This window comes from Pseudarthrobacter sp. WHRI 8279 (assembly GCF_040224115.2).
Taxonomy (GTDB): Bacteria; Actinomycetota; Actinomycetes; order Actinomycetales; family Micrococcaceae; genus Arthrobacter.
Window position 1 is genome coordinate 2,359,648 of sequence record NZ_CP168162.1, and the last position, 25,491, is coordinate 2,385,138.

A 25,491-nucleotide genomic window follows, 5' to 3' on the forward strand; every position below is an offset into this window, starting at 1 on the left:
CGTCCGGGGTCAGGGTGTGGCCGGGGGCGCCCCCAATAGTTGCTCCGGGAAATGGCGCCACGCCGTCGCCATCCGCTGCACCAGCGGCTGCGTGCGTCCCCGGCCCGTCCATGTCCGCACCGCGGCCTTACCGGCGCGGCTGCGCGGGGTTCGTGGGAACGCCCTGGGACGGCGGGTTAACCGGCGGCCCTGCAGTGCTTGCCGGCTGCTGCGTCAGAGGCTGGCCGGTGTTGACCTCCGGTGTGCCCGGATTGAGCGGTCCGCTGGGAACGGCGCCGGCCTGCAGGTCCTGGAGTCTCTTCTCGAGGATCTGCAGGATGGGAAGCCGGTTCCCGTGCGCTTTCTCATACCCAACCAGCCGTGCCACGTCCCCTTCTGCCAGGCCGGAGATCCGCGAGGGCAGAGTTCCCGCCGGCAGGTGGTCGTAGTCCGGCAGCGGAAGATCTCCGTGCTGCGGAACGTCGGCGCTCTGGGGCATTTCGTTCATGGTGGTTGAACTCCTTACCGTAGATCACAGGCTTAGTAAGTACCCTTACTTGTTTTACGGTACGGTGATGCCAGCCGCAGTACAAGATCCGGCTGCCCTGTACTTCCGGCCACAGCCCGGGTACATTCGGAAGTGTGACGGGGGTCATGCCCCGTCCCCTCCCCGGCCCCTCTGCACAGCCGGCGGAGCAGCCGCTGTAGTAAAACGGCGGCAAAGGATGCAGAAGCGGAACGGGCCTAAACCTTGGCAACCTCGCACTTTCAGCAGTTCCTCGACGAAGCAACTGTTCTTGATCCATCCACCGATTCGACCCTTGGGCCCGACTGCCTTTACGGCCTCTACGTCAGCTGGGCAGAGCTTCACGGACTCCAGCCCAAACCGGACCAGGCTTTCCGCGCAGGGATGCAGCGCTGCGGAGTGGACCTGCACGATATCCGACTGCACATGACGGGTCCTGCCGCGGCTGACTACATCCTCCGCAGCTACCCGGCCGTGGCATGATGTCCCGCCAGCCGGGCGGGTGTGGCGCCGGACCGCCAGTCAGCACTGCGCCGTGAACTACTCAGCAGGCGGCGCCAGCAGGCTTCCGCTGGATGATCTGACGCTGGCGGTGGCCCGCATCCGTGGGATCCTCCTGACGGAGGAAAAAGTGGACCGCGCGGTCCACCTCCTGGCCCAGGCCATCAAGGAGTCCATTCCAGGAGCTTCGGGAACCGGGGTTTCCCTCATGGATGCGGGAGGCAGAAGGACCAGCAGCGGCTTCACCGATGCGTTGGTGCAGCAGGCCGATAACGCCCAGTACCGGCTCGGGGAGGGTCCCTGCCTGACAGCCTGGGCCACCGAACAGGTGGTGATAGTGGACGACGTCAGTACAGACGGGCGATGGCCGGCGTGGAGATCCGAAGTCGCGGAGCTCCCCGTCCGCTCGGTCATCAGCGCGCCGCTGCTCCACGGAAAGGAAACCATCGGCGCGTTGAAGATCTATTCGGCCCTGCCAGGGCAGTACGACGACGCGACCGGCCGCATCCTGTCCCTGTTCGCAGGGGCGGCAGCCACTTTGCTGGCACACATCCAGGGTACGGAAACGCCGTTGCAGATGAGTGAAAGCCTCAAGGCTGCACTGGCTGGACGGGATGCCGTGAACCGTGCCTGCGGAATTCTGATGGAACGCCAGGGCATCAGCCAGGACAGGGCGATGCAGCAGCTCATTCAAAATGCCCGGGTTGCCGGCGTACCCCTTATCTCGATGAGCGAGCAGCTGATCGGTAAGGTGCCGCCGCCCGAGGGGCGATGAGGGGGAAGTAAGGACAATGGGATTCGATCCTCACGAACCGGAGCAGCGCGGGAAGCTTAACGATGCCCTCCGCGCGGCCGGCATCAGCGTGGGGGAACTCTGGCTGCGGTATTTCAGCATGAGCGGCTCGGCAGGCGAGTATGAGGTGCAGGCCTACGCCCAGGGCCTCATCTCCCTGCCCGTGGCACAGCGCGACCTGCTGGCCATGGCGGCCAACGAACTCATTGACGAAAAGCCGCAGCTCCGCGCGCCCTACGCGGACGAGCTCGACAGTTTCAGCGCTGAAGCCGGAGGGCAGGACACTGCCCAGGGCTGCACGGCTCCCGTGGCTGGATTCCAGGGAACCATACGGGGAGGGGCTTTTCCAGCCCGGACGGTACGGCCTGACACCCCTGCTGGCTGCCCCGGGCCCCCTAGGCCTGGTGGAAACGCTCAGGCGTCATAGTGCGTGATTACGGACGGATCGTCGGTAACAGAGGCAACCACGCTGGCCGCCACTTCACGCAGCTTGATGTTCCGGCTGCTCGATGCCCTCTTGAGCACGGACATTGCAGCGTCCTGGCTGCAGCGGTTCTGTCCCATGATCACACCCGCTGCAAGGTCGATAACGGTCCGGGACGACATGGCCGCTATGAGGTCATCCCGGGAATCAGTCAACTGGGCGATGCGCAGCGCCAGCCCCAAGGAGGTGCTGGCATCCCGGGCAAATTTCTCCGCAGCGCTGATCGCTTCCCCGGAAAAGGCGTGTTTCCGGGTGGAGTACAGGTTCAGTGCCGCCCTCGCCTCGCCCCCTCCAGCATGGAAACCGCCAGGACGGACTCGAGCGGCGACTCGTGCACGGCGGCAATGTAATGCGGCCAGCGGTGTTCACTGCGCACGTCCGGAACATGCATTGTGCCGCCCTCCCGGATGGCCGACAGGCAGGGTCCTTCATCAAAGGCGTACTGCACCTCGTCCAGGCTCCGGGCCCTGTCATCGCTGCTGGCCACCGTGGTCGGCTTCTTCCGCCGCAGCACGGTCACTGAACACGAGATGTCCTGGCCGGGTGAGGAAAGGTCCGCGGCCGCCGCAACGGCCAGATTATGAAGGAATTCCTCCACGTGGGAACTGCTGAGGACAAGATCATCCAGCGGTACGGCAAGGGGTTGCCTGATTGTTTCGTGAGCCATGGCGTGGCCTCCTCCTCGTAGCCCTGCGCCTGCCGCCCGGCGCCGAAAACGCTAACCTGCACCACAGCAGACTCCTGCGGCTCTTCCAGCGTACTACCGGAAAATGCTGCCGAAACTGCCCTCCCACCGCGTGGCCAGCCTTGATCCGGGAGGGGTATGGACACGTTACCCGTCCCCCCAAAGCCATTGGGAACTGATCTGTTGCGACTGCCGAATTCAATCAGCGTGCTTACTATCCTGCGGCAGGACCCGTGCTTTTTCCAGACCCTGGACTACCCCGGTACAAAAGCCAGCCGGCCGCCACCAGGACCACGCTGAGCCCCAGGAAGCCAAGGTCCCAGGCCAGCGGTCCGCCCAGATCGTCCCGGACGTGGTGGATCTGCAGCAACTGGTGGTTGATGAGGCCCTCCACGATGTTGAACACCCCCCAGCCGGCCAGGACAAGGCCGGTGTGGAACCGCCAGCTCGCCGAGAGGCGCCCCAGCCTTCGGGCGCGGACGGCCAGGACGGCGGCGGCTGCCACCAGCACCCACATGGCGCCATGGAAGAGGCCGTCAGCCAAGGTGTTCAGCTCCAGCCCTGCCAGCGTTTTGGTGTTCCCGCCGGCGGTGTGGCTGAGCATGTGGTGCCACTGCAGAAGCTGGTGCAGCACAATGCCGTCAACAAAACCGCCCATGCCCATACCGAACAAAAACGCGGGCGCGGCAGCCGGTGACAGCGACCGGCGGGCTGCCCCGGCCGGCGTACTTGGGATTTCCCGTGTCACGCCTGTTCCTCCTTCTGTGCCGTTCGGCTATCGCTTAAGTCCCTACCCGCCGTCGTGCGCGGTAACCACTAAACTCACCAAAGATTCCTTCCGGCGGAACCCTTGCCCCGTCCGCGTGAGGCAGAAGCCTGCGATTCACTTGGTCACAGAAAAAACACCACATTGAAACAATTCAGCAACCTGGCCACGGCATGCTGTCTCTTACGGGGACACAACAGCAGGAGGCGCATCATGGAGGCACAGGGAGTGCTCACCGGCCAGCTTCGGATCGGCGACCAGATCGAGGCATGGCACAACGGCAAACTTTTCCACCGGGGACGGGTGATGGACGTGGTGCCTGCCCTTGAACTGTTCTGGATCCTGGACGCGAGGACTGGCACGCGGAAGCTGCTGGACCCGGAGGCGCTGGAGATCCGGCACGTTGGGGAGCAGGCCACGCCGCTCGCCCCGGCCTAAGGAAAAGCAGGCGTACGACGGCGGCCTGCCGGGCTCCCAGCGTTCAGAGCGTTCAGGCCGTCCAGCGTTCAGGCGCGCGCGCCGGCCGTGCATAGAATGAACCCATTGCGGCACCGCTGCGGCAGTACGGGCGCAATCCGCCCGCCACCACCACTAAGGAGCACACCGTGATTGGATTCATCGTTGCCGGCCTGATCATTGGCGCATTAGCCCGCCTCATCAAGCCGGGCAAGCAGAACCTGGGCCTGCTGGCCACTCTCCTGCTCGGCCTGGCCGGCTCGGTCATCGGCGGAGTGATCGCTTCGCTACTGGGCACCGGCGACATCTTCGAGCTGAACTTCCTGGGCTTTATCGTGGCCGTCATCGCCGCGGTGCTGTTGGTGGGAACAGCCGAGGCCATCGTGGGCCGCCGGAGGTCGGTGCGCCGCTAGGCGCCCTCGCCGGTCCGGGCTGCACCGCCCACTGCTACGCCAAAACGCGGGGTCGTTCCGCACCCTCCCGAGGTTTCGGGAAGGCGCGGAACGACCCCGCGTTGCTGTTAGGTGAGTGCGCCGTCAGTTCCGTTCCTGGTACACGTCCGGGATGCCGTCCTGGTCCGCGTCCACCTTCTCCAGCGCCTCGGCTTCCCGGTACTGCCGGTTCCTGGTCTTCAGCACGGCAGTGGCCAGCAGCGCCGCCAGGACGGATGCGGCCAGGATGCCCACCTTGGCGTGGTCGTCGTGCAGGCTGCCCTGGCCGAAGCTGAGCTCGGCCACCAGCAGGGACACGGTGAATCCGATCCCGGCCAGGAGTGCCACGCCGAAAATATCGATCCACTTGAAGGACTTGTCCAGCTCCGCCCGGGTGGCCTTGGTCAGGAGCCAAGTGACGCCCAGGATGCCGATGGGCTTGCCCACCACCAGGCCCACGATGATGCCCAGCGCCACCGGATCCGCAAGGGCTGAACCGAGCCCCTCCCAGCCTCCAACCGCAACGCCGGCGGAGAAGAACGCGAAGATGGGAACGGCCACGCCCGCCGAGATGGGCCGGAAGCGGTGTTCGAAGATTTCCGCCAGGCCGGGCCCTGCATCCGGACCGCCGGAAGCCTGGGAGCGGAAGACGGGGACGGCAAAGCCCAGCAGCACGCCGGCCACCGTGGCGTGGATGCCGGACGCGTGGACAAGGGCCCAGGTGACCATGCCAAGCGGCAGCAGGATGAACCAGGCAGCGGAGGCCTTCATGCCGAAGAAGTGGCGGTATTTGTGCGCCAGGAAGGCGTAGAGCGCCAGCGGAATGAGGGCCAGGAGCAGCGGCGTGACGTCTAGGTCGCTGGTGTAGAAGAACGCGATGATGGTGATCGCAATGAGGTCGTCCACCACAGCGAGCGTCAGCAGGAAGATGCGCAGGGCGCTGGGCAGGTGGGACCCGATGATGGCCAGGACCGCCACCGCGAACGCGATGTCCGTGGCCGTGGGGATGGCCCATCCGCGCAGGGTTTCGGGGCTGGTGAGGTTGATGGCAACGTAGATCAGCGCCGGAACCACCACGCCGCCCGCGGCCGCGGCAACGGGGACGATCGACTTGCTGATCTGGCGGAGGTCCCCCGCCACGAACTCGCGTTTGAGCTCCAGGCCAACCAGGAAGAAGAAGATGGCCAGCAGTCCGTCCGCCGCCCAGGCCCCAAGGCTGAGTTCAAGGTGCCAGGGCTCGTAGCCAACCTTCAGATCCCTGAGGGCAAAGTAGCTGTCCGACGCCGGCGAGTTGGCCCAGATGAGGGCGATGACCGCAGCGGCAACCAGCAGGGCGCCGCCAACGGTTTCCTTGCGGAGAATCTCCCCGATCCGGAGTGCCTCGGCGTAACTGCCACGGGAAAGGACTGCGGATTTGCCCGGCCTGGACGGGGGTGTAGTGGGCGTGGGCTGGTTCATGGAGTCTCCTGGCATTTGGGGTCTACAAGACTATGCCGACCAGACTTCCCGGCGCACCTTCGTTCCATCCTACAGGGGTGCGTTGCCCTTGCCCCCGCCGGGTTTTGCGTACCCCACGGCAGCGGCCGCTGTGGTTCATTTCACTTATTTCCCATCCGTAACAGCAGTGGCTCCGAAGTACTCCTGTCCCTCATCTGGGACGAACGTCACGTGTATGAGGAGACTGCTTTCCGATGAACAAGACACTTCGCTTCCTTGCCGTACCTACCCTGGCTTTGGGCGCCCTTGCGCTTTCAGGCGCCCCCGCCATGGCCCACGACGGCGCCGACCACTACCAGTCCACCCTGGGCCAGATCAACGGCAGCTCGGCCTCCGGCACCATCACCGTTGATGTCACGGGAAACCAGGCGCACGCCGTCCTCAAGGTCTCCGGCCTGGCCGCAACCTTCATGGCCGCCCCCTACCCCCACGTCCAGCACATCCATGGCGGCGCCCAGGGCGTGTGCCCGGCACCGTCCGCGGACAAGGACGGCGACCAGGTTGTCTCCACCACCGAAGGCGCACCGCGCTACGGCGGCATTGTCACCACCCTGTCCACCAGCGGTGACACCAGCCCCGCCGCCGGCCTTGACCTCAAGGTGGCCGGCCAGGGTGCAAGCTACACCGTGGACCGCACCTTTGAAGTGAACGCCGAAACCAAGGCCGCCCTGGAAGCAGGAACCGCCGTGGTTGTGGTCCACGGCCTCGACCTGGCAACCCTGAGCGCAGCAGGCCAGGCAGCCAAGAGCGACCTTGTTCCCGAGCTTCCGCTGGCGGCCACCTCCCCCGCCCTCTGCGGAACCCTGACCGCCGGACAGATGAAGATGCCCGCGGGCGGCGCTGACACCGGCATCGCCCAGGAAACCGGCACTGACACCGGCGCCCTGGCCCTCGGTGGCGGCCTGGCCCTGGTTGCCCTTGCCGGCGGCGCCTACGTTGTCCGCCGCCGCAGCGCCGGATCCGAAGCCTAAGCCCGGGCTGACTGGACCAATACTGTGACACTCATGAAATCCGGCCGCCGCGGGGGCCTTCGGGCCACCACGGCGGCCGGGCTTCTGCTCATTCTGGCCCTTACCGGCTGCGGCACCTCAGGTGCCGGGCCGTCCGACGCCGGTGCCGCACCTTCCGCTTCCGGTGCGCCTTCCACGGCCCCTGCCCCGCCTGCGGCCGGCCCGGCGGTGCCGGCACCAGCCCCGTCCACTCCAGCGCCTGCAGCCGCAGAACCGCCAGTCCTGTCCCGGTCAGAGCCGGTGGTCCTTGAAATCCCCGCCATCGGTGTGCGGACCGATCTGCTCAAGCTGGGCCTGCGGGAGAACGGCTCACTTGAGGTACCGCAGGACTCCGGCAGCGGCGCTCCGGCCAGCTGGTACAACGGTTCCCCCACCCCCGGCGAACGTGGACCGTCCGTCATGCTGGGCCACGTCAACTCCCCCAGCGGCCGTGGAGTGTTCGCGGACCTCCGCAAGCTCACCCCTGGAACCGAGATCAACGTCTCGCGAACCGACGGCAGCACCGCTGTGTTCACCGTTGACCGCGGAGCCCTCTACAGCAAAAACGATTTCCCCACGCTTGAGGTCTACGGAAACACTGCAGGGTCCGAACTCCGGCTGATCACCTGCGACGGCTACGACCCCGCCACGGGGCTCTTCGACGACAACTACGTCATCTACGCCAAGCTCAAAGCCTGAACTGTTACCCGCCAAAGCCCTTCCCCGCCACTGCCCAATCCCTCAGGAACCGAAGAAACGGCCGCGAACCCGTACAGGGGTGCGGCCAGGACGGACGAGTCATGACCCACCGCACCCCGCTGCTTGCTTCGTTTGCTATCTCAGCCCTGCTGCTCTCCGGCTGCGCTGCTGCGGCCGGGTCCGTGGGAGCGGTTCCAGCGCCGTCGTCGGACATTTCCTCTCCTGCGGACGGAGTACCGGAAGCCGAATCCCCGTCAGCCGCGTCCCCCTCAACGCAGGGCGGCCACGCGGGGCACCACGGCGGGGGCTCCCCCTCCCCGCGCACTACTGCCAGCGGACCCAGTGAAGCCGCCAAGATGGTGTGCGGTGAACAGCCAATGGACAGGCTCACCGAGATCCTGGACCTTGGGCAGGATCCGCACACCGTGGACAGCTGGGCGGACAGCACCTTCACGTGCACGTACCACCTGAATGAGGGTGCCTTGGACATTTCCGTCAGGGAGGCGCCGGACAAGGCCGCCGCGCTGACCTACTTTGACGCCATGCAGGCGCTGGCGGTGGACGCGGCGCCCATCGAAGGGCTCGCCAACCTCGGCTTTCCGGCCTACGAAACCGCGGACGGATCGGCAGTGTTCCAGAAGGACAACTTCATCCTGCACGTGGACGCCTCGGACTTGCCGGAGGCCATGGGACCGGACGGCATCAGCCGCAATGCCCTGGCCTACCAGTTGTCCACCACCATCCTGGCGTGCTGGGTGGAGCACCACTAACCGGCCCTAGACAGCCCGCTTCCGCGTCGCGGCAGCCCCCCGGCCATCCATCTGGATGGCCTTGACGGCAGCGTCCAGGTACTGGCGCGACTCTGCCACGTTGGCCAGTTGCACCAGCTCCGCTGCCACCACCACCAGCTTCACGTTCCGGTGGCTGCTGGTGCTCACCAGCATCTGGAAAGCGTCCTCGGAGCCCATACCCAGCTGGCCCATGAGGATGCCCCGGGCCTGGTCTATGACAGTCCGCGTTGACGTGGCTCCAATGACCGCTTCCCGGGCCGTCTGCTCGGTTTCGCGCTGGAGCGTGGTGGTGAGGTCCACCATCACACCTTCGAGGGCGGTGACCTTACCGTCCTTGGTAATGGCGTCACCGGAGGTCAGGACCCGGCGGGTGCGCCCCTGGGCGTCGATGATGCGGTGGTACATACAGAAATAGCCGCCGGTCCGGACAACCTGGGCAACAATTTCCTCGCACCGGGGCCTGTCCTCCGGATGCTTGTGGGAGTAGAGCAGCTCCAGGGTGGGCACCACCTCGCCCCGGCGGTATCCGTGCAGTTGGAACATGTCGTCAGACCAACTGATCTTCCCGGTTTCAAGATCGGCAAGGAACGTCCCCGCAAGGCACTGGTTGTCCCCCAGCGCGCTCGAGTAGCTATAAGGGCCGGTCAGCTCTGACACAAGGCCACCTCCATGTAGCGTCCAACACGTCCCCGGCCGTTGGCACAGTCCGCACTATTTCCCATTATGGCCGGGTATGGCCCCTGCTGGTAAGGCCTAATGGCCCCTTCCCCCTTGTGGGGTGTTGCATGACGGGAGAAAGGGTTGACGCGTATACCCCCTAGGGGTATATTCAAGGTGTTGTCAGTGAAGTGGTATGTCCCGGCCGGTGCCCCGCACCGCCATCACAGCCGTTCAACCCCAGCACCTGCCCCGCAAGGAATAGCCCTTCACCAAGGAATGGAACTGACATGTTCGACATTGAGAACCGCACCGAGCTCCCCCTGGCCTCCAGCGCCGGCTGCAGCTGCTGCTCCCCCGCCGGCCACGCGCAGGAGGCGCCGGCCGCCGTCGTAATTTCCGACGCCGATGCCCCCTCCCCGCGGACGTTCGCCGTTGAGGGCCTCACCTGCGGGCACTGCGTGCAGACGGTGGAGAAGGCCGTCTCCGCCCTTGACGGGGTCGACTCGGCGTCCGTTGACCTGGTGGCAGGCGGCCGTTCCGGCCTTACCGTTGCCGGCTCCACCACAGACGCGGCGGTCCGCCAGGCCGTCACCGCAGCCGGGTATTCCCTGGCTTCCAACTGATTTTTCCGCACCGGGGCTGCTGCCCCGGGTGCGACGTCCTCCAAGGAGGAACAGATGCAGGACCACCAGCACCACCATCACGACGACGACCGCCCCTCAGGCGGAACAGTCACCGCAGCGGAAACTGCCTCAGCCGGCGCCGGGCACGCGGGCCACGGCGGGCACCAGCATCCCGGGCACCACGGTCCGGGGCACCACGGTGACGAATCCACCGCCCGCCACGACGACGACCACACTGTCCACACCCACGGGCAGCATGCCGGACACAGCACGGCCATGTTCAAGAACAGGTTCTGGCTGACGCTGGCCCTCTCCATCCCCGTGGTCTATTTCAGCCCCATGGTGGGGCACCTCCTGGGCTACATGGCCCCCATGTTCCCCGGCTCAACCTGGATCCCGCCCGTTTTGGGCACGGTGATCTTCCTCTACGGCGGCCAGCCCTTCCTCAAGGGCGGCCTGCAGGAGCTCAAGGACCGCCGGCCGGGCATGATGCTGCTGATCGCCATGGCCATCACCGTGGCATTCGCCGCCTCCTGGGTCACCAGCCTAGGGCTGGGCGGCTTCGACCTGGACTTCTGGTGGGAACTCGCCCTGCTGGTGGCCATCATGCTGCTGGGCCACTGGATCGAGATGCGCGCCCTGGGATCTGCCCAAGGGGCCCTGGATGCCCTTGCCGCGCTGTTGCCTGACGAAGCCGAGCGCATTACGGACACCGGCACGGAAACCGTTCCCGTGTCCGAACTCCAGCCTGAGGACCTGGTCCTGGTCCGCTCGGGCGCCCGGATGCCCGCCGACGGAACAGTGGTGGAAGGGCAGGCCGAGGTCGACGAATCCATGATCACCGGCGAATCCAAGACCGTTCCCCGCGGCCCCGGAGACGCCGTGGTGGCCGGAACCGTGGCCACTGACACCAGCGTCCGCGTCCGCGTCACGGCCGTGGGCGACGACACCGCCCTGGCAGGCATCCAGCGGCTGGTGGCCGAGGCACAGTCGTCGTCCTCGCGCGCCCAGGCCTTGGCCGACCGTGCCGCAGCCTTCCTGTTTTACTTTGCCGCCGGCGCAGGTGTCCTGACGTTCATTGCCTGGACCCTGCTGGGCAGCATCCCGGAAGCCGTCACCCGCACCGTCACCGTCCTGGTCATCGCCTGCCCGCACGCCCTGGGCCTGGCCATCCCGCTGGTGATCGCTATTTCCACCGAGCAGGCAGCGCGCGCCGGGGTCCTGATCAAGAACCGGATGGCGCTGGAGCGGATGCGCACCATCGACGTTGTCCTCTTCGACAAGACCGGCACGCTCACCACGGGCGCACCGCAGCTCAAGGACGTGGCGGCCGCCGAAGGAGTGGACCCCGATGAGCTGCTGGCCCTGGCCGCCGCCGTCGAGGCGGACAGCGAGCATCCCGTGGCAAAGGCGATCGTCCGCGCGGCCCGGGAACGCAACCTCACCCTTCCGGTCGCCAGCGGGTCCACCTCCCTCACCGGACGCGGCGTCAAAGCCAGCGTGGACGGACGCACCGTGCACGTGGGCGGGCCCGCGCTCCTGCGCGAGCTGGACGCCGTCGAACCTTCCGCACTGGCACAGTCCACCCGGGCCTGGATGGACCGCGGCGCGGCCGTGCTGCATGTGATTGACGGCGACGGCCGCGTACTGGGCGCCGTCAGCCTGGAGGACGCGGTGCGTGCAGAGTCGCGCCAGGCCGTGGCGGCGCTGCAGAACCGCGGCGTTAAGGTGGGCATGATCACCGGCGACGCCCGGCAGGTGGCCCAAGCCGTGGCCGAGGACCTGAATATCGACGAGGTGTTCGCCGAAGTCCTGCCGGCGGACAAGGACAAGAAGGTTGCCGAACTGCAGGCCCGCGGGCTGAAGGTGGCCATGGTGGGCGACGGCGTCAACGACTCCCCGGCGCTGGCACGTGCCGAGGTGGGCATCGCGATCGGCGCCGGCACGGATGTGGCCATGGAGTCCGCCGGGGTGGTGCTGGCCGGAAATGATCCGCGTGCCGTGCTGTCCATGGTGGATCTGTCCCGCGCCAGCTACCGCAAGATGTGGCAGAACCTGGTGTGGGCCACGGGCTACAACGTCCTGTCCGTGCCGCTGGCCGCGGGTGTCCTGGCGTTCGCCGGGGTGGTGCTCTCGCCGGCAGCCGGAGCCGTCCTGATGTCCGCATCCACTATTGTGGTGGCCTTGAATGCCCAGCTGCTGCGGCGGGTGAAACTCAACCCGTCGGAGGTACGTTGAAAGAACTGGGCACCGCCTGCCCTGCAGCAGTCCAGTCCAGCCCCGAGAAGGAGGAACCAGCATGACCGCACGCGCCAGCGTCCTGTCGGCAGCGCTCCTCCGCGCGGGGCTGCTGGCTGCGGTGATGGCCATCGTGGCCGGAATCTTCGGCATGCACGTCATGACCGCGGACCATTCGTCCCACGCAGCCCCCACGGATGTCACCCTCACGGCCGGGGACCCCGCCGTCGGGCACGCTCCCGTTGCCCATACCGCGGAGGAACACGCGGCCGTGGGGCACACGGCCGGGCACGCCGCCGTCGGACATTCTGCAACTGGCCACCCAGCCAGCGCGGCAGACGCAGCTGGTGCGGGCGCATCCTTCACCACCTCCGCATCCTGCAGCGCGGGCTGCCCGGATGCGCGGGAAGCCGGCGCGTCCTGCACCCCGCTGGCAAAGGCCGGATCGCTGGCGGCCGTCCCGCCCCCGGCCGGCCAGACCGCACTCCTGGCGCCGGCGGCCGGCACCCTAGGGGCCAACCGCTACTCCTTCATTCCGCCAAGCCCAACGCCCTGCGAATTGTCCATCAGCCGAACGTAAAGAGACTGCGGAGGCGTGGCCACCCACGCCTCCAGACGTCCAGTTCACCTACTTCCCTGAAGGACCATCAAGAATGAACAGCACGATCAAAACCCTGTCCGTCGCCGCTGCGCTGGCAGCCTCGCTCGGCCTGGCCGGATGCGCCGCCGATTCCGGCAGCACCGGCGGAAGCACCATGCCCATGAACCACAGCTCCGGCCCCGCTGCCAGCATGATGCCGGATGCAAGCGCCAACCATAATCCGGCGGACATCGCCTTTTCCCAGATGATGATCCCGCACCACGCGCAGGCCGTTGAGATGAGCGACATGATCCTGGCGAAACCGGACATGCCCGCGGACGTCACCGCCCTGGCCACCAAGATCAAGGACGCGCAGGCTCCTGAGATCGAAACCATGACCGGGTGGCTCGAGGGCTGGAACGTGCCCGCCATGATGTCCGACCACTCCGGCCACGGCATGACCGGCATGGTCGATTCGGAGGGCATGGAGAAGCTCAAGGATGCGCAGGGAATGAACGCCGTCCGGCTCTTCCTGGAGCACATGATCGGACACCATGAAGGCGCCGTGGACATGGCGCAGCAGGAGATCGGCGCCGGCAAGCACCCCGAAAGCATCCAGCTCGCCCGCGACATCATCACCGCCCAGGAGGCGGAGATCGCCGAGATGAAGGAGATGCTGGCCGGGCTCTAACCCTCCCCCGGACGCTCTCTCACTTAACGTCGGTTCTCCCCGGACGCTCTCTCACTTAACGTCGGTTCTCCCCGGACGCTCTTTCACTTTCCTTGGGAAGGTGGGAGAGCGTCCGTCTGGCCGTCAGGCCGAGGCTTGGATCGCATGGAGGCAGGTGCCGCCGGTTTCACGTGCTCGGGGCGGATTCCGACGCCGATGAAACGTGCGGTGAAGCGGCGCAGCAGCGGCGAGGCGAGACGGATCAGCGCAACCACCCAACCCGGTGCGAAGCGGCGGCCCGTGGCTGCCCTGGAGATGGCCTTGTGACCGTTGCGCTGGATCAGCTGCATAACCTTCACCGGCAGCTCGCGGCGCCGCTGCACCGCTGCGAGTTTCTCCACCGGAACCGCACCGGCAGCCAGGTCCCCGGAGATGGCGTTGAACAGCGCTACCGCGTCCTGGATGGCGAAGTTCACGCCCACGCCGAACACCGGTGACATTGCGTGGGCGGCATCGCCGATCGCCATGAACCCGGGCCGGTACCAGCGCCGCAGCCGGTTGATCTGGACGGAGAGGAGTTTGACCTGGCCCCAGTCCTGCAGGGTGCCCACCACCGGCTGGAGCACGGGAGCTGCGCGCGCAAGCCGTTCACGGAAGGCGTCCAGCCCTGCTCCGCGCAGCTCGTCCAGACCTCCTTTTCGGATGGCCATGCCCGACTGGTACCTGTCGCCCCGGTCAAGCGTGAGGACCATCCCGCGGGAGGAGATATACCCGAGGGTTACGGGCGGCGGCGATGGCGGTTTGGGAAGGTTGAACCACAGCACATCGATGGGCACACCGAATTCATCAGGTACCAGCCCGGCCGCAGCCCGCAGCACCGACGCCCGCCCGTCGGCTGCGACGGTCAGCGTGGCACGGACCTCCCGTCCGCCGTCGGGCGTTTCAATCCGCACGCCCCGCACCTGGTCCTGCTCAATGATCAGTCCAGTGGCCCCTGAGTTCATAAGCAGCTCGAACGTGGGGAACGCCGCGGCCTCGCGCGCCAGGAAGTTCAGGAAGTCCCACTGCGGCGCCAGGACCAGGAAGTTGTCCGGGCCCCCGAGGCTGCGGAAGTCAGCCATGGTGATGCGCTGCCCTTCCACCACGGCGTCCAGGGTGGGCAACCGTGTGAGGGGCAGTTGCAGGAATTTTTCACGCAGCCCGAGCTCGCCGAGCAGGGTCACGGTGGAAGGATGCACCGTGTCGCCGCGGAAGTCGCGCAGGAAGTCTGCGTGCTTCTCCAGCACGGTGACTTTCAGGCCGGCGCGCGCGAGCAGGTAGCCGAGCACCATGCCGGCCGGGCCGCCGCCGGCAATCACGCAGTCGCGTCCGGGCTGGTCTCCTGGGCTCATGGTGCCACTCCTCCGCATCGGTGCCTGCCTCAATGGTGGCCGCAGTGCCGCTGGAATGGTAGTGACGCGCACCGGTTTCGCCGACGTCTGGTGAGAGAGCGTCACGTCAAAAGCAACGTCAAGTGAGAGAGCGTCACGGGAAAAGCAGCGTTAAGTGAGAGAGCGTGGGGGTGTTGCGTGTTAAGTTGAAACGTGCGGGCCGGACGGTCCGCGCACCGGCTGGAAAGAGAAAATCCCCTTGGACACATCCGCACCAGTACGAATCCTCACCGTCTGCACCGGCAACATCTGCCGCTCGCCGGTGGCCGAGAGGCTGCTGCAGGCAGGCCTGAACCAGGCGGTGCCGGGCGGTTTCGTGGTTGCCAGCGCGGGGACGCGTGCCATGGTGGGTGAGCCCATGCAGCCCATCTCAGCTGACATCGTGCGCACCTTTGGCGGGGACCCGGACAACTTCGCGGCCCGCCAGCTGACCCCGGCCATCCTGCGCGGCGTGGACCTGGTGCTCACCATGACCACGGCACATCGCGGCGAAGTGCTCCAGCTGGACGCCTCGCTCCTCAAGCGGACCTTCACCATCCGCGAGTTTGCCCGCATGCTCGACGTCCTGGACGAGCGCGCGGCAGCAATGGACGGGGGCACACCTCCTGCAGGAGCGTCCGACGACGGCGACCGGCTGGCTGCCAACGCCGCCTTCTGGAAGAGCCTGGCAGCGCGCGCCGCGGGGGTCCGGCACTTGTCCCTGCCGCCCAACGCAGGGGATAACGACATCATCGACCCCTACCGGCGCTCGCCCGAGGTGTACCGGCAGATGGAAGACGAACTGGCTCCGGCCATCGTCTCCATCCTCCGCCATGCCCGACTTAACGTTCCCGCCTGAGCCGGCCTCCGCCGTCGTCATTCCAACCTGTGGTTTTCTCTGTGGTTTTTCTGCGGATTCCCCCGATGTAACGAAAATTTGCCGATGCTAATTTTCCCAAATGGGCATCCAGCTGCACGATCCAAGCACCCAGCCAGCCGACGCGTCCGAGCCGGCCAAACGCCGCAGGCGCCACCCGTTGCGGACCATCCTGCTGGTGCTCCTGGCCGTGGCAATCATCATTCCTGCCTCCGCCGGGGCCTACCTGTACAGCCTGGGACAGATCTACGAGTCCGAGATCACCACCATCGACTCTCCCTGGCCGGCGGAATCCACCCGGCCCCAGCGCCAGCAGCCGGGCGCGGCCGCGGGAGAAGCAGCACCGGGTGACGCCGGGGGGTCGGGCGGAAGCCAGACCGGCGGCGGAACGGCGGAGGGCAGCCAAAATGCCGTGGCCGACGGCATGCTGAACATCCTGGTGATGGGCAGCGACAGCCGCGGCGCCACAACGGAGGAAGCGCTGTCCGGCGGCAACTCCAACCAGCGCGCCGACACCCTCATGCTGGTGCACGTTCCTGCGGACAGGTCCAAGATCTTCACCGTCTCACTCATGCGGGACCTGTGGGTGGACATTCCGGGCAATGGCCAGGCCAAGATCAACGCAGCCCTCGCGTACGGCGGCGTCCCGCTGATGGTGCAGACGGTCGAGTCATTGTTCAACCAGCGCATCGACCATGTGGCCATGATCGACTTCGAGGGCTTTGTGGGCATGACCGATGCCCTGGGCGGGGTGGAAGTGAACGTCACGCAGCCGTTCGTGTCGCCGCACAGCAGCAAGAAGTACGCCAAGGGCCCCACGGTCCTGGACGGCAAGGGCGCCCTTGACTTCGTCCGCGAGCGCTACGCCTACGCAGACGGCGACTACCAGCGGGTGCGCAACCAGCAGGCCTTCCTGCAGGCGCTGCTGGCCAAGAACCTCAGCCGGGACACGCTCCTGAATCCTGTGAAGGTCCACAACGTCATCAGCTCCATGGCCCCGTTCGTTAGCGCGGACAGCGGCCTGAACGCCGGAACCCTGGCACGGCTGGGGCTGGAGCTCCGGAACGTCCGGTCCGACGACATGGAAATGTTCACCCTCCCAACCCTCGGAACGGGAACGTCGGCGGACGGACAGTCGATCGTGATCCCGGACCGCAACGCCATTGCGGGGCTCTCAAGGGCGCTGGCAGATGACAGTTTGGACAAGTTTGTAGCCAGCAGGGGCCTTGCGGGCTGACACTGATCCCACCTACCCACAATGAGGTGAGACATCGTGAGCACACCTGGCGGTCCTGATTCCTCCGGTCCGGGTCCTGGTTCGTCCGGGGCCGGTTCGTCCGGGGCCGGAGGCACAGGCCCAACCGATCCCCCTGCGTCCGGTCCGCACGGCGGCAGCTGGGTGGCGCACGGCCGGCGGCGGTGGATCGCAGCGCTGCTGGCGTTCGTCCTGGTGGCGGTGGCCGCCGTCGCCGTCATCAGCCTCAACCGGCCCGGCACCGAGGCACAGCCCGCCGCAACGCAAAGTGAAACGCCGTCGCCCTCGCCGTCGGAGACCCCGTCCCCCTCGCCGTCGGAGACACCTTCAGCAACACCTCCCCCGGCCCCGGCTCCCCCGCCGCCTCCGGAGCCCATCCCGGATCTGCCTGCTGTGCCCATGAACGTGCTGGTGATCGGCAGTGACATGCGCGGCGTTGCGAAGGACGCGGCGGCGCACACGGCAGCAACCGGCGAAGCGATGGACCACCGTTCGGACACCCTGATGGTGGTGCACGTCCCGGCCGACCGCAGGACCCTGTACATCGTGTCCATCAACAGGGATACCTGGGTGGACATCCCGGGCTTCGGCGGCGGAAAGATCAACGCCGGGCTGCAGTACGGCGGGATCGATATGACTACCCAGACGGTGCAGCAGCTGCTCGGGATCACCATCGACCACACCCTGATGCTGGACTTCGGCGGCCTCAAAGTCCTGGTGGACGGGCTGGGCGGGATCGACGTCAACGTCCCCATTCCCTTCCAGTCCACGCATGACACCGGCCACGTCTTCGGCCCCGGCGTGAACCACTTGGACGGACAGGCGGCGCTGGAGTTTTCCCGGGAGCGGTACGCCTTCGCGGACGGCGACTTCCAGCGGGTCCGCAACCAGCAGATCCTGCTCAAGGCGGTCCTGGCCCGGCTGACCTCGGGCGGGGGCCTGAACGATGTCAATGCCGTCCGCGGGCTGGTGGACTTCGCTTCCTGCTGCCTCACCGTGAACAAGGGCTTCGACCCAGTCCAGGCCGCCATCCTGGCCTACAGCCTGCGGAACCTGGACACCAACGCCATCGGCACCATGACGCTGCCCACCGCCGGAGCCGGGTTCGTGGCAGGCCAGTCCGTGCTGTTCCCGGACTACGGCGGCATCGCGGCTGTTGGCGCGGCGCTGCGGGAGGGGCGGATCGGCGAGTTCGCGGTTCCGTAAGCCGGCCGGGGGTCAGCGCGGACACATCGGCGTAGACGCTGGCGACCAGGATAGTGGCGGGCGACGCGCACATTCGCTGGCGCGGGTGAAATGTCCGGTGCGCCGGCGATCCTGCGCGTCGTCAAAGAATTGGAGCATCGAAAACAGGCGTCCTGGCCACAGCCCTCCCGCTGTTCATCACCGAATCATCCCGTGTTCACCCGCGGGCCAGCGTCCGTGCGCCCGGCGGCGGCAGCCTGAGGGGCATGACTTCCACTCCATCGGCCGACGTATCGCGCCGCACCATCGTCAGGGGATCCGTCCTCGCCGCCGCGCTGGCCGCCGTGCCCGCCGCAGCGCAGGCCGGCCCCGTCCAGGCTGCCCCGCGCAACACAGGAGGGGTTGCGCTGGTCCGGAATCGGCTCACGCTGCCCAGCGGCATCGCCACCGGAGACGTTACGTCGGACTCGGCGGTGCTGTGGTCGCGCGCTTCGGGGGCCGGGCGGATGACGGCGGTCCTGCGGGCAGTGAACGACGGCGGCGCGGTGTTGCGCGGGCGCGGCGCCTTCGAGCGCGTCCTGCGGGGACCGCGTGCCACCCCGGCGTCCGACTTCACGGCCAAGATCCACGCCGGCAACCTGCCTTCCAACACCCGCTTTGCGCTGGAGATCAGCTTCGAGGACGACGGCGGCGCGTCCGGTGAGAGCGTGCGCGGCACCTTCCGCACGGCTCCGGACGCCGGGACGTACAACGGCCGGGGCCGCACCGGCGACTCAAGCAACGGAGGCGACGCGCCGTCGTCGTCCGCCCAAAGTTTTGTATGGACCGGTGACACGGCCGGGCAGGGCTGGGGCATCAATGAGGAGATCGGCGGTATGCGCGGCTACCGGGCCATGCACCAGACGCGGCCGGACTTCTTTATCCACTCGGGAGACACCGTGTATGCGGACGGTCCGCTCACTGAAACGGTGGTTGAGAAGGACGGGCAGGTGTGGCGGAACCTGGTCACCGAGGAGGTGTCCAAGGTGGCCGAAACCCTCACGGAGTTCCGCGGCCGGCACCGCTACAACTCGATGGACGCCAACATGCGAGCCATGTTCGCCGACGTCCCGGTGATCGCCAACTGGGACGACCACGAGACCACCAACAACTGGTATCCCGGCGAAATCCTGGAGGACCCCCGCTACACCGTGCGCGACGTCAATACCCTCGCCGCCCGCGGCCGGCAGGCGTGGCAGGAGAACATGCCCATCGCCGAGTCCGCCGCGCTGTGGCGGCCGGGAACGTTCGACGACGCCGGCCAGTACCAGCCCGCCCGCATCTACCGCAAGATCTCCCGCGGCCCCCAGCTGGACATCTTCTGCCTGGACATGCGCACCTTCAAGTCCCCGAACACGGACGGCAAGGAGCCTTACGCCACTGCCCTCCTGGGCCAGGAGCAGGTGGACTGGCTGATCCGCGAGGTCTCGAAGTCGAAGGCGACGTGGAAGGTGATCGCAGCGGACCTGCCGCTCGGGATCATCGTGCCCGACGGCGCCGTGAACCAGGAGAGCCTGGCCAACCGCGATCCCGGCGCACCGCTGGGCCGCGAGCTCGAAATTGCCGGGGTGCTGAGCGCCTTCAAGCGCAACCGGGTGAAGAACGTGGTGTGGCTGACCGCGGACGTGCATTACTGCGCGGCTCACCACTACTCCCCCGAGCGGGCGGCGTTCACCGACTTCGACCCGTTCTGGGAGTTCGTGGCCGGCCCCATTGCCGCGGGATCTTTCGGCCCGAACGCCATGGATGGGACGTTTGGCCCCGAGGTGGTGTTCTCGAAGGCCGGGCGCTTCCCCGGGGAGTCACCGCGCGACGGCGAGAACCAGTTCTTCGGACACGTCCAGCTGGATTCCGACACTTTCACGGTGAGCCTGCGGAACGCCAATGGCGCCACGGTGTTCTCGAAGGTGCTGACGCCGGAGCGGTAGGGCTGTCGCGTCGCCGCACTGCCGCCAGCCGCCGTCGTCCGTTATTTTCCCCGGCCCATGGGTACGCCGCTGGTAGTGTTCCTGCATTCGGCAAGGCACGCGGACGGAGTGATTCTTTGTGAAAGACGACGGACTGACAGAAGCTGTGCAGGAAGCCGGGGCGGTGGAGCTGCTGCTGATCCGCCACGGTGAAAGCGAAGGGAACGTGGCTGCCACCGATGCGCGGATGGCCGGGGCGGAAGTCATCGCCGTGCCTGCCCGGGACGCCGACGTGAACCTCTCGGGCACCGGCCAGGACCAGGCCAAGGCCCTCGGCGCGGCACTGGCCCGGATCGCCGAGGAGTTCCGGCCGGACGCCGTGGTCTCCTCCCCCTACGCGCGGGCCTTCCAGACCGCCGAGATCGCTGTGGAGGCTGCCGGCTGGCCGGTGAAGGTCCAACTGGATGAGCGGCTCCGGGACCGCGAACTGGGCATCCTGGACAGGCTGACCCGGCTCGGCGTGGAAAAGCGCTACCCGGAAGAGGCCGAGCGCCGCGAGTGGCTGGGCAAGATGTACTACCGGCCGCCGGGCGGGGAATCCTGGGCGGACGTGGCGCTCCGGCTGCGCTCCGTCCTGGACGAACTGAACAACCTCGGCAGCGGGCACCGGGTGATGCTGGTGTGCCACGACGCCCTGATCATGCTGTTCCGGTACGTGCTGGAGGGAATGACCGAGAAGGAGCTCCTGGACCTGGCCGCCAGCACCTCCGTACTCAATGCCTCCATCACCCGGTTCGTGCGGCCTGCCGGCGAAGGCCCGTGGACGCTGGAGAGCTTCAACGTGGCGGACCACCTGACCGAACAGGGCGTTGCGGTCACCGAACACGGAGGGGATTCCAGTGTCCACCCGAAGTGATTCCGGTTCGCCCACCCTTGTAACGCCGTCGCTGCTGCGCGACTGGCCGCTGCCTGCACCCGGGGAGGACAAGTATTCGCGCGGCTCGGTCCTGGTGATCGGCGGCGCGCGGGCCACGCCGGGGGCGGCGCTGCTCGCCGGTGCGGCAGCACTGCGCGCCGGGGCCGGGAAGCTGAGCCTTGCGGTGGCGGAATCCGTGGCGGTCCAGCTGGGTGTGGCGCTGCCTGAGTGCGGGGCGATGGGACTGGCGGAAACGTCCAGCGGGTCCGTGACAGGCCAGGGACTGGACCGGATCTCCTCGTACCTCGACAACGCCGACGCCATCCTTGTGGGCCCGGGCCTGGACGATCCGGACCTCGCCGAGGACCTGCTCCGTGCCCTGCTGGAGCGGGAGGAAGGCGCCGGGGAGAAGAACGACGGCGGAGGTCCCGCCGTCGTCCTCGATGCCTATGCATTGGGTGCACTGGTAAACGTGGCGGACCGGTTCGGCCCGTGGAAGGGCCGCCTGATCCTGACTCCCAATCCAAAGGAGGCGGAGATCCTGCTGGGGCGGGACCTGAAGGACCTGCCGGCGGATGTTGCGGAAATTTCCGACAGGTACCAGGCCGTGGTGAGCTGCCAGGGGCTCATTGCCCGCCCGTCCGGTTTAGATGTGCCCGAGGGATCAGAGCTCTGGAAGATCACCACCGGCTACGGCGGGCTGGGCACATCCGGCAGCGGGGATGTTCTGGCGGGTGCCATCACCGGCCTGCGCGCCCGTGGAACCACGGGCCCGCAGGCTGCCTGCTGGGGAACGCATCTTCACGCGGCTGCCGCTGACCGGCTTGCCAGCAGGCTGGGACCCTTGGGATTCCTGGCCCGCGAACTGGCCGACGAGCTGCCTGCCCTGATGCTGGAACTGAACACCTGATTCCGGGGCCGGGCCACGGGCGCCGGGCCACGGGCCTAAGAGGCCGGGCCTAGGAGTCCGGGCATGGGACGACCCCCGGCCGAAGCCGGGGGCCACCGTATCGGGAAGTCCAGGCGCAACCTGCCGATGCGCGAGAAGCGCTGTGGCGTGCTCAGAATGGCCATCCGCCCTAAGAGGCAGTACACAATCAGTGCCCGACGTCCCGATCCTGTGTTGAAACTAGGCGGCGATTTCCTGCTTTGCCCCCTTCGTCTCAATTTCGATCTTCCGCGGCTTGGCCTTTTCGGCGACAGGAATCCGCAGCGTCAGGACACCGGCGTCGTACGTAGCCTTAACCTTCTCAGCATCCAGGGTGTCCCCGAGGATCAGCTGGCGGCTGAACACGCCGCGCGGCCGCTCGGAGGCGATCAACTCGGTGTCCTTGCCCGCAGGATCAGGCCGCTCGGCCTTGACCGTGAGGACGTTCCGTTCCACATCCAGGTCCACTGAATCCACATCGACGCCGGGCAGATCAAAGGCGACTACAAATTCCTGGTCCTCACGCCATGCGTCCATCGGCATTGCTGCCGGACGCGCTGCGGTGCCGAGGACCTGCTGGGCCAGCCTGTCCAGCTCGCGGAACGGATCGGTTCGCATCAACATGGCTTCCCTCCTCGTAAGAGACGGTCCAACACTTTTTGATTTCAGCCGATCTGTATTGGCTGATACAGATTTTTTATCACTGGAGAGGCAGGTCCGCAAGCGTCTCGCGGGATATTTCTTACCCTTTTTTTGGCTGGTGTGACGCGCGCAGGAATGCGGAAAAGGGGCCCTCCGCTTTGTGCGGAAGGCCCCTTCGGAGAGACTGTTGGGTTGGAATTTGGCGACGTTCCCCGGTGCCGGCCTAGTCCCGGGTGGGGTCCGGCCGCAGCGGAGCGGGTCCCGGGTCCGGCACAGGCAGGGGCCCTGGAGGTTCGGGGGCAGGGAACGGATTGGGCGCCGGCGGGCCGGGGTGCCCGGGATGGGCTGGATCAGGCTGGGTGGGGCCCGGTTCCGGCGGGAACGGCTCGGGCTCGTGCACTGGCGGGATGGTCATGAACTTCCCCTCTCACGCTGGGCGGATGTGCCTTGGCGTGAACAGGATACGCCTGCCACCTCAAGCCCACTAGGCGCCGCCGGTTGCCTTCGCGTTGCCATTCCCTCTCTGCCACCGGAACCTCCTGCCATCGGCCGCCCCGGTCTTCTTGTGCGGTCGGGTGAGAGAGCGTCCGGGGAAAACCGACGTCAAGTGAGAGAGCGTCCGGGGGTGGGAGGAGACGGGTTTGGCGGTGTAATCCCCCGGTAGCGAACGGCGGCAAAATTGTCCGGGCGGCTCTATATATTGAAGGAATGACCCAGACGCCGCTGCAGGATTCCGCCGCCACCGCCGTTCCCACCGCGCCGGCAGCCAAGAAAATCCCGTCCGAACGCCTCCACCACGGGGACACCTTCGTGGACAACTACGAGTGGCTGCGGGACAAGGAATCCGCCGAGGTGGTGGAGCACCTGAAGGCCGAGAACGCTTACCAGGAAGCCGTCACCGCACACCAGGAGCCGCTGCGGGAGGCCATTTTCCAGGAGATCAAGGGCCGCACCCAGGAAACCGACCTCTCCGTGCCGCACCGCAAGGACGGCTGGTGGTACTTCAGCCGCTCGGCCGAGGGCAAGGAGTACGGCATCCAGTGCCGCGTCAGGGCCGCGGATACCGAGGACAAGATCGCCGACTGGACTCCGCCGGCAGTACAGCCCGGCGTCGAAATTCCGGGCGAGGAAATCCTCCTGGACGGCAACGTCGAGGCCGAGGGCAAGCCGTTCTTCTCCGTGGGCGGATCGGCAGTGACTGTGGACGGCAACCTCTACGCCTACGCCGTGGACAACTCGGGAGATGAGCGTTTCACCCTCCGCATCAAGGACCTCCGCACCGGGGAGCTGCTGCCTGACGTCATCGAGAACATCTTCTACGGCGTCACTTTCTCCCCGGACGGCACCCGGATCTTCTACACCGTGGTGGACGACTCCTGGCGCCCCTACCAGGTCAAGGCCCACACGCTGGGAACGCCCGTGGCCGAGGACGTCGTCATCTACCAGGAGGACGACGCCGCCATGTGGCTGGGCTTCGAGCTCTCCTCCGACCGCCGGTACCTGGTGCTGGGCATCGGATGCTCGGAATACAGCGAGACGCGCCTGCTCCGCTTTGACGATCCCGCCCAGGAACTGACCACCGTCATTTCCCGCAACGAGCGGGTGCTGTACGAGGCCGAGCCGTTCCTGCTCACCGGCCCGGACGGCACCGCCAGCGAACGCATCCTGCTCACGCACAACCGCGGCGCCATTAACTCCATGGTCTCCCTGGCGGACCCGGCTGAGCTTTCCAGGCCGCTGTCCGAGCAGGACTGGGCCACCGTCGTCGCGCATTCCGATGACGTCCGCGTCAACGGAGCCGGCGTCACCTCCACGCACCTCATCGTGTCCATCCGCAAGGACACCATCGAGCGGGTGCAGGTCATCGGGCTGAACGGGCTGGGTACCCCGGCGCAGGAGGCACCTGTTGAACCCGCCTTCGACGAAGAGCTCTACACCGCGGGCGTGGGCGGCTCGGACTACGAAGCCCCCGTGATCCGGCTGGGCTACACGTCCTACTTCACGCCGTCGCGCATCTACGACTTTGTGCTGCCCACGCCGGAGGTGCCGGCGGGAGAGCTGCTGCTGCGGAAGGAAAGCCCGGTCCTCGGCGGCTACGACGGCGACGACTATGTGGCCACCCGCGAATGGGCCACCGCCGCCGACGGCACCCGGATCCCGCTGTCCGTTCTGCGGCACAAGGCCGTGAAGCAGGATTCGACCGCGGCAGGCCTGGTGTACGGCTACGGCTCCTACGAGATGAGCATGGACCCCGGCTTCGGCATTGCGCGGCTGTCGCTGCTGGACCGCGGCGTGGTGTTCGTGATCGCCCACATCCGCGGTGGCGGCGAGCTTGGCCGGCACTGGTACGAGAACGGCAAGAAGCTCACCAAGAAGAACACCTTCACCGACTTCGTGGACGCCACCGACTGGCTGGCGGCCTCGGGCTGGGTGGACCCGGCCAGGATCGCCGCCCTGGGCGGTTCGGCCGGCGGCCTGCTGATGGGCGCCGTGGCGAACATGGCACCCGAGAAGTACGCCGTCATCGTGGCCCAGGTGCCGTTCGTGGACCCGCTGACCAGCATCCTGGATCCGGAGCTGCCGCTGTCCGCCCTGGAGTGGGAGGAATGGGGCAACCCCATCACCGACCCCCACGTCTACGAGTACATGAAGTCCTACTCCCCCTACGAGAACGTGCGCCCGGCCGCCTATCCAAAGATCGCCGCCGTCACGTCCTTCAACGACACCCGGGTCCTTTATGTTGAGCCTGCGAAGTGGGTGCAGGAGCTGCGCAACAAGACCACCGGCCCAGAGCCGATCGTCATGAAGATTGAGATGGACGGCGGCCACGGGGGTGCCTCCGGCCGCTACGTGCAGTGGCGCGAGCGGGCCTGGGACTATGCGTTCATCGCGGATTCCCTCGGCGCCACGGAGCTGCTCCCGGGTGCCGGCCTGAAATAGCGGCGGAACAAAAGCAAACGTACGA

The 25,491-nt window shown here is 66.9% G+C and carries 28 protein-coding genes; 19 read left to right on the forward strand and 9 right to left on the reverse strand.

Going from position 1 to position 25,491, the window contains the following annotated elements:
* Nucleotides 1-127: 127 nt before the first annotated feature.
* A complete protein-coding gene (locus tag ABRP28_RS10865; RefSeq protein ID WP_350002722.1) occupies nucleotides 128-487 on the reverse strand; it encodes a hypothetical protein in 360 nt (119 codons plus the stop codon).
* A gap of 243 nt (nucleotides 488-730) precedes the next feature.
* Here ABRP28_RS10865 and ABRP28_RS10870 point away from each other — a divergent pair, with 243 nt between their 5' ends.
* Genes ABRP28_RS10870 through ABRP28_RS10880 form a run of 3 tightly spaced genes read left to right on the forward strand, consistent with a single transcriptional unit; the run spans nucleotide 731 to nucleotide 2,226 of the window.
* Entirely contained in the window at nucleotides 731-988 is a 258-nt protein-coding gene (locus tag ABRP28_RS10870) for a hypothetical protein (protein ID WP_350002723.1), read from the forward strand.
* A gap of 52 nt (nucleotides 989-1,040) precedes the next feature.
* Complete coding sequence (locus ABRP28_RS10875) at nucleotides 1,041-1,781, forward strand: GAF and ANTAR domain-containing protein (RefSeq protein WP_350002724.1); 741 nt, start codon at nucleotides 1,041-1,043, stop codon at nucleotides 1,779-1,781.
* Nucleotides 1,782-1,797: 16 nt separating this feature from the next.
* On the forward strand, nucleotides 1,798-2,226 hold the full coding sequence (locus ABRP28_RS10880; protein ID WP_350002725.1) for a hypothetical protein: 429 nt from the start codon (nucleotides 1,798-1,800) through the stop codon (nucleotides 2,224-2,226).
* Here ABRP28_RS10880 and ABRP28_RS10885 read toward each other — a convergent pair.
* From ABRP28_RS10885 to ABRP28_RS10895, 3 genes are all read right to left on the reverse strand, one after another.
* Nucleotides 2,214-2,438 carry an ANTAR domain-containing protein gene (locus ABRP28_RS10885; RefSeq protein ID WP_350002726.1) on the reverse strand — a complete coding sequence of 75 codons (225 nt, stop codon included), beginning with the start codon at nucleotides 2,436-2,438 and terminating at the stop codon, nucleotides 2,214-2,216. The genes ABRP28_RS10880 and ABRP28_RS10885 overlap by 13 nt on opposite strands.
* Before the next feature lie 110 nt (nucleotides 2,439-2,548).
* Nucleotides 2,549-2,950, reverse strand: a complete 402-nt coding sequence (locus tag ABRP28_RS10890; protein ID WP_350002727.1) for a hypothetical protein — start codon at nucleotides 2,948-2,950, stop codon at nucleotides 2,549-2,551.
* 232 nt (nucleotides 2,951-3,182) lie between these two features.
* Entirely contained in the window at nucleotides 3,183-3,716 is a 534-nt protein-coding gene (locus tag ABRP28_RS10895; RefSeq protein WP_350002728.1) for a DUF2243 domain-containing protein, read from the reverse strand.
* A 231-nt stretch (nucleotides 3,717-3,947) separates the two neighbouring features.
* On the opposite strand from ABRP28_RS10895, the gene ABRP28_RS10900 reads away from it, so the two are divergent.
* Nucleotides 3,948-4,172 (forward strand): hypothetical protein, encoded by a 225-nt coding sequence (locus tag ABRP28_RS10900; protein WP_350002730.1) that lies wholly within the window; start codon nucleotides 3,948-3,950, stop codon nucleotides 4,170-4,172.
* A 167-nt stretch (nucleotides 4,173-4,339) separates the two neighbouring features.
* Entirely contained in the window at nucleotides 4,340-4,603 is a 264-nt protein-coding gene (locus tag ABRP28_RS10905; protein ID WP_350002732.1) for a hypothetical protein, read from the forward strand.
* Between the two features lie 123 nt (nucleotides 4,604-4,726).
* Here the strand turns inward: ABRP28_RS10905 and nhaA are convergent, their stop codons facing one another.
* Entirely contained in the window at nucleotides 4,727-6,079 is a 1,353-nt protein-coding gene (gene nhaA, locus ABRP28_RS10910; protein WP_350002734.1) for a Na+/H+ antiporter NhaA, read from the reverse strand.
* A gap of 233 nt (nucleotides 6,080-6,312) precedes the next feature.
* On the opposite strand from nhaA, the gene ABRP28_RS10915 reads away from it, so the two are divergent.
* The 3 genes from ABRP28_RS10915 to ABRP28_RS10925 all read left to right on the forward strand — a co-directional run bounded on the left by ABRP28_RS10915 (nucleotide 6,313) and on the right by ABRP28_RS10925 (nucleotide 8,576).
* Nucleotides 6,313-7,089 (forward strand): hypothetical protein, encoded by a 777-nt coding sequence (locus tag ABRP28_RS10915; protein WP_350002736.1) that lies wholly within the window; start codon nucleotides 6,313-6,315, stop codon nucleotides 7,087-7,089.
* Nucleotides 7,090-7,122: 33 nt separating this feature from the next.
* Complete coding sequence (locus tag ABRP28_RS10920; protein WP_350003050.1) at nucleotides 7,123-7,806, forward strand: class F sortase; 684 nt, start codon at nucleotides 7,123-7,125, stop codon at nucleotides 7,804-7,806.
* 101 nt (nucleotides 7,807-7,907) lie between these two features.
* A complete protein-coding gene (locus tag ABRP28_RS10925; RefSeq protein ID WP_350002738.1) occupies nucleotides 7,908-8,576 on the forward strand; it encodes a hypothetical protein in 669 nt (222 codons plus the stop codon).
* 6 nt (nucleotides 8,577-8,582) lie between these two features.
* On the opposite strand, the gene ABRP28_RS10930 is transcribed toward ABRP28_RS10925, so the two are convergent.
* Nucleotides 8,583-9,254 (reverse strand): PAS and ANTAR domain-containing protein, encoded by a 672-nt coding sequence (locus ABRP28_RS10930; protein WP_350002740.1) that lies wholly within the window; start codon nucleotides 9,252-9,254, stop codon nucleotides 8,583-8,585.
* 290 nt (nucleotides 9,255-9,544) lie between these two features.
* Here ABRP28_RS10930 and ABRP28_RS10935 point away from each other — a divergent pair, with 290 nt between their 5' ends.
* The 4 genes from ABRP28_RS10935 (at nucleotide 9,545) to ABRP28_RS10950 (ending at nucleotide 13,389) form a co-directional block, all read left to right on the forward strand.
* Nucleotides 9,545-9,880: a cation transporter gene (locus ABRP28_RS10935; RefSeq protein WP_350002742.1), complete on the forward strand. Its 336-nt coding sequence runs from the start codon at nucleotides 9,545-9,547 to the stop codon at nucleotides 9,878-9,880.
* Nucleotides 9,881-9,934: 54 nt separating this feature from the next.
* A complete protein-coding gene (locus ABRP28_RS10940; RefSeq protein WP_350002744.1) occupies nucleotides 9,935-12,118 on the forward strand; it encodes a copper-translocating P-type ATPase in 2,184 nt (727 codons plus the stop codon).
* 61 nt (nucleotides 12,119-12,179) lie between these two features.
* Entirely contained in the window at nucleotides 12,180-12,698 is a 519-nt protein-coding gene (locus tag ABRP28_RS10945) for a hypothetical protein (RefSeq protein WP_350002745.1), read from the forward strand.
* A 73-nt stretch (nucleotides 12,699-12,771) separates the two neighbouring features.
* Nucleotides 12,772-13,389 (forward strand): DUF305 domain-containing protein, encoded by a 618-nt coding sequence (locus ABRP28_RS10950; RefSeq protein ID WP_350002747.1) that lies wholly within the window; start codon nucleotides 12,772-12,774, stop codon nucleotides 13,387-13,389.
* Between the two features lie 83 nt (nucleotides 13,390-13,472).
* On the opposite strand, the gene ABRP28_RS10955 is transcribed toward ABRP28_RS10950, so the two are convergent.
* A complete protein-coding gene (locus ABRP28_RS10955; protein ID WP_350002749.1) occupies nucleotides 13,473-14,759 on the reverse strand; it encodes an FAD-dependent oxidoreductase in 1,287 nt (428 codons plus the stop codon).
* A gap of 238 nt (nucleotides 14,760-14,997) precedes the next feature.
* On the opposite strand from ABRP28_RS10955, the gene ABRP28_RS10960 reads away from it, so the two are divergent.
* From ABRP28_RS10960 to ABRP28_RS10985, 6 genes are all read left to right on the forward strand, one after another.
* A complete protein-coding gene (locus ABRP28_RS10960) occupies nucleotides 14,998-15,636 on the forward strand; it encodes a low molecular weight phosphatase family protein (protein WP_350002751.1) in 639 nt (212 codons plus the stop codon).
* A gap of 100 nt (nucleotides 15,637-15,736) precedes the next feature.
* Nucleotides 15,737-16,891, forward strand: a complete 1,155-nt coding sequence (locus ABRP28_RS10965; protein ID WP_350002753.1) for an LCP family protein — start codon at nucleotides 15,737-15,739, stop codon at nucleotides 16,889-16,891.
* 36 nt (nucleotides 16,892-16,927) lie between these two features.
* Nucleotides 16,928-18,115 carry an LCP family protein gene (locus tag ABRP28_RS10970; RefSeq protein ID WP_350002755.1) on the forward strand — a complete coding sequence of 396 codons (1,188 nt, stop codon included), beginning with the start codon at nucleotides 16,928-16,930 and terminating at the stop codon, nucleotides 18,113-18,115.
* Between the two features lie 245 nt (nucleotides 18,116-18,360).
* Nucleotides 18,361-20,061 (forward strand): alkaline phosphatase D family protein, encoded by a 1,701-nt coding sequence (locus ABRP28_RS10975; RefSeq protein ID WP_350002757.1) that lies wholly within the window; start codon nucleotides 18,361-18,363, stop codon nucleotides 20,059-20,061.
* Between the two features lie 118 nt (nucleotides 20,062-20,179).
* Nucleotides 20,180-20,956 (forward strand): histidine phosphatase family protein, encoded by a 777-nt coding sequence (locus tag ABRP28_RS10980; RefSeq protein WP_231456995.1) that lies wholly within the window; start codon nucleotides 20,180-20,182, stop codon nucleotides 20,954-20,956.
* Nucleotides 20,940-21,866, forward strand: a complete 927-nt coding sequence (locus ABRP28_RS10985; RefSeq protein WP_350002759.1) for an NAD(P)H-hydrate dehydratase — start codon at nucleotides 20,940-20,942, stop codon at nucleotides 21,864-21,866. The genes ABRP28_RS10980 and ABRP28_RS10985 overlap by 17 nt, the downstream gene beginning before the upstream one ends.
* A 219-nt stretch (nucleotides 21,867-22,085) precedes the next feature.
* Here ABRP28_RS10985 and ABRP28_RS10990 read toward each other — a convergent pair whose 3' ends face one another.
* Together ABRP28_RS10990 and ABRP28_RS10995 are read right to left on the reverse strand one after the other, a co-directional pair.
* Nucleotides 22,086-22,508, reverse strand: coding sequence for an Hsp20/alpha crystallin family protein (locus ABRP28_RS10990; protein WP_190613259.1), 423 nt, complete (start codon nucleotides 22,506-22,508; stop codon nucleotides 22,086-22,088).
* Nucleotides 22,509-22,749: 241 nt separating this feature from the next.
* Entirely contained in the window at nucleotides 22,750-22,941 is a 192-nt protein-coding gene (locus ABRP28_RS10995; protein ID WP_104184607.1) for a hypothetical protein, read from the reverse strand.
* A gap of 293 nt (nucleotides 22,942-23,234) precedes the next feature.
* Here ABRP28_RS10995 and ABRP28_RS11000 point away from each other — a divergent pair, with 293 nt between their 5' ends.
* Nucleotides 23,235-25,466, forward strand: a complete 2,232-nt coding sequence (locus tag ABRP28_RS11000; RefSeq protein ID WP_350002764.1) for a S9 family peptidase — start codon at nucleotides 23,235-23,237, stop codon at nucleotides 25,464-25,466.
* Nucleotides 25,467-25,491 lie beyond the last annotated feature (25 nt).

Excerpts from the sequence above, each read along its gene's own strand:
- ABRP28_RS10865 (WP_350002722.1), bottom strand. The coding sequence starts at position 487 with ATGAACGAAATGCCCCAGAGCGCCGACGTTCCGCAGCACGGAGATCTT.
- ABRP28_RS10880 (WP_350002725.1), top strand. The coding sequence starts at position 1,798 with ATGGGATTCGATCCTCACGAACCGGAGCAGCGCGGGAAGCTTAACGAT.
- ABRP28_RS10890 (WP_350002727.1), bottom strand. The coding sequence starts at position 2,950 with ATGGCTCACGAAACAATCAGGCAACCCCTTGCCGTACCGCTGGATGAT.
- ABRP28_RS10900 (WP_350002730.1), top strand. The coding sequence starts at position 3,948 with ATGGAGGCACAGGGAGTGCTCACCGGCCAGCTTCGGATCGGCGACCAG.
- nhaA (WP_350002734.1), bottom strand. The coding sequence starts at position 6,079 with ATGAACCAGCCCACGCCCACTACACCCCCGTCCAGGCCGGGCAAATCC.
- ABRP28_RS10915 (WP_350002736.1), top strand. The coding sequence starts at position 6,313 with ATGAACAAGACACTTCGCTTCCTTGCCGTACCTACCCTGGCTTTGGGC.
- ABRP28_RS10920 (WP_350003050.1), top strand. The coding sequence starts at position 7,123 with ATGAAATCCGGCCGCCGCGGGGGCCTTCGGGCCACCACGGCGGCCGGG.
- ABRP28_RS10925 (WP_350002738.1), top strand. The coding sequence starts at position 7,908 with ATGACCCACCGCACCCCGCTGCTTGCTTCGTTTGCTATCTCAGCCCTG.
- ABRP28_RS10935 (WP_350002742.1), top strand. The coding sequence starts at position 9,545 with ATGTTCGACATTGAGAACCGCACCGAGCTCCCCCTGGCCTCCAGCGCC.
- ABRP28_RS10940 (WP_350002744.1), top strand. The coding sequence starts at position 9,935 with ATGCAGGACCACCAGCACCACCATCACGACGACGACCGCCCCTCAGGC.
- ABRP28_RS10945 (WP_350002745.1), top strand. The coding sequence starts at position 12,180 with ATGACCGCACGCGCCAGCGTCCTGTCGGCAGCGCTCCTCCGCGCGGGG.
- ABRP28_RS10950 (WP_350002747.1), top strand. The coding sequence starts at position 12,772 with ATGAACAGCACGATCAAAACCCTGTCCGTCGCCGCTGCGCTGGCAGCC.
- ABRP28_RS10955 (WP_350002749.1), bottom strand. The coding sequence starts at position 14,759 with ATGAGCCCAGGAGACCAGCCCGGACGCGACTGCGTGATTGCCGGCGGC.
- ABRP28_RS10965 (WP_350002753.1), top strand. The coding sequence starts at position 15,737 with ATGGGCATCCAGCTGCACGATCCAAGCACCCAGCCAGCCGACGCGTCC.
- ABRP28_RS10975 (WP_350002757.1), top strand. The coding sequence starts at position 18,361 with ATGACTTCCACTCCATCGGCCGACGTATCGCGCCGCACCATCGTCAGG.
- ABRP28_RS10990 (WP_190613259.1), bottom strand. The coding sequence starts at position 22,508 with ATGTTGATGCGAACCGATCCGTTCCGCGAGCTGGACAGGCTGGCCCAG.
- ABRP28_RS10995 (WP_104184607.1), bottom strand. The coding sequence starts at position 22,941 with ATGACCATCCCGCCAGTGCACGAGCCCGAGCCGTTCCCGCCGGAACCG.
- ABRP28_RS11000 (WP_350002764.1), top strand. The coding sequence starts at position 23,235 with ATGACCCAGACGCCGCTGCAGGATTCCGCCGCCACCGCCGTTCCCACC.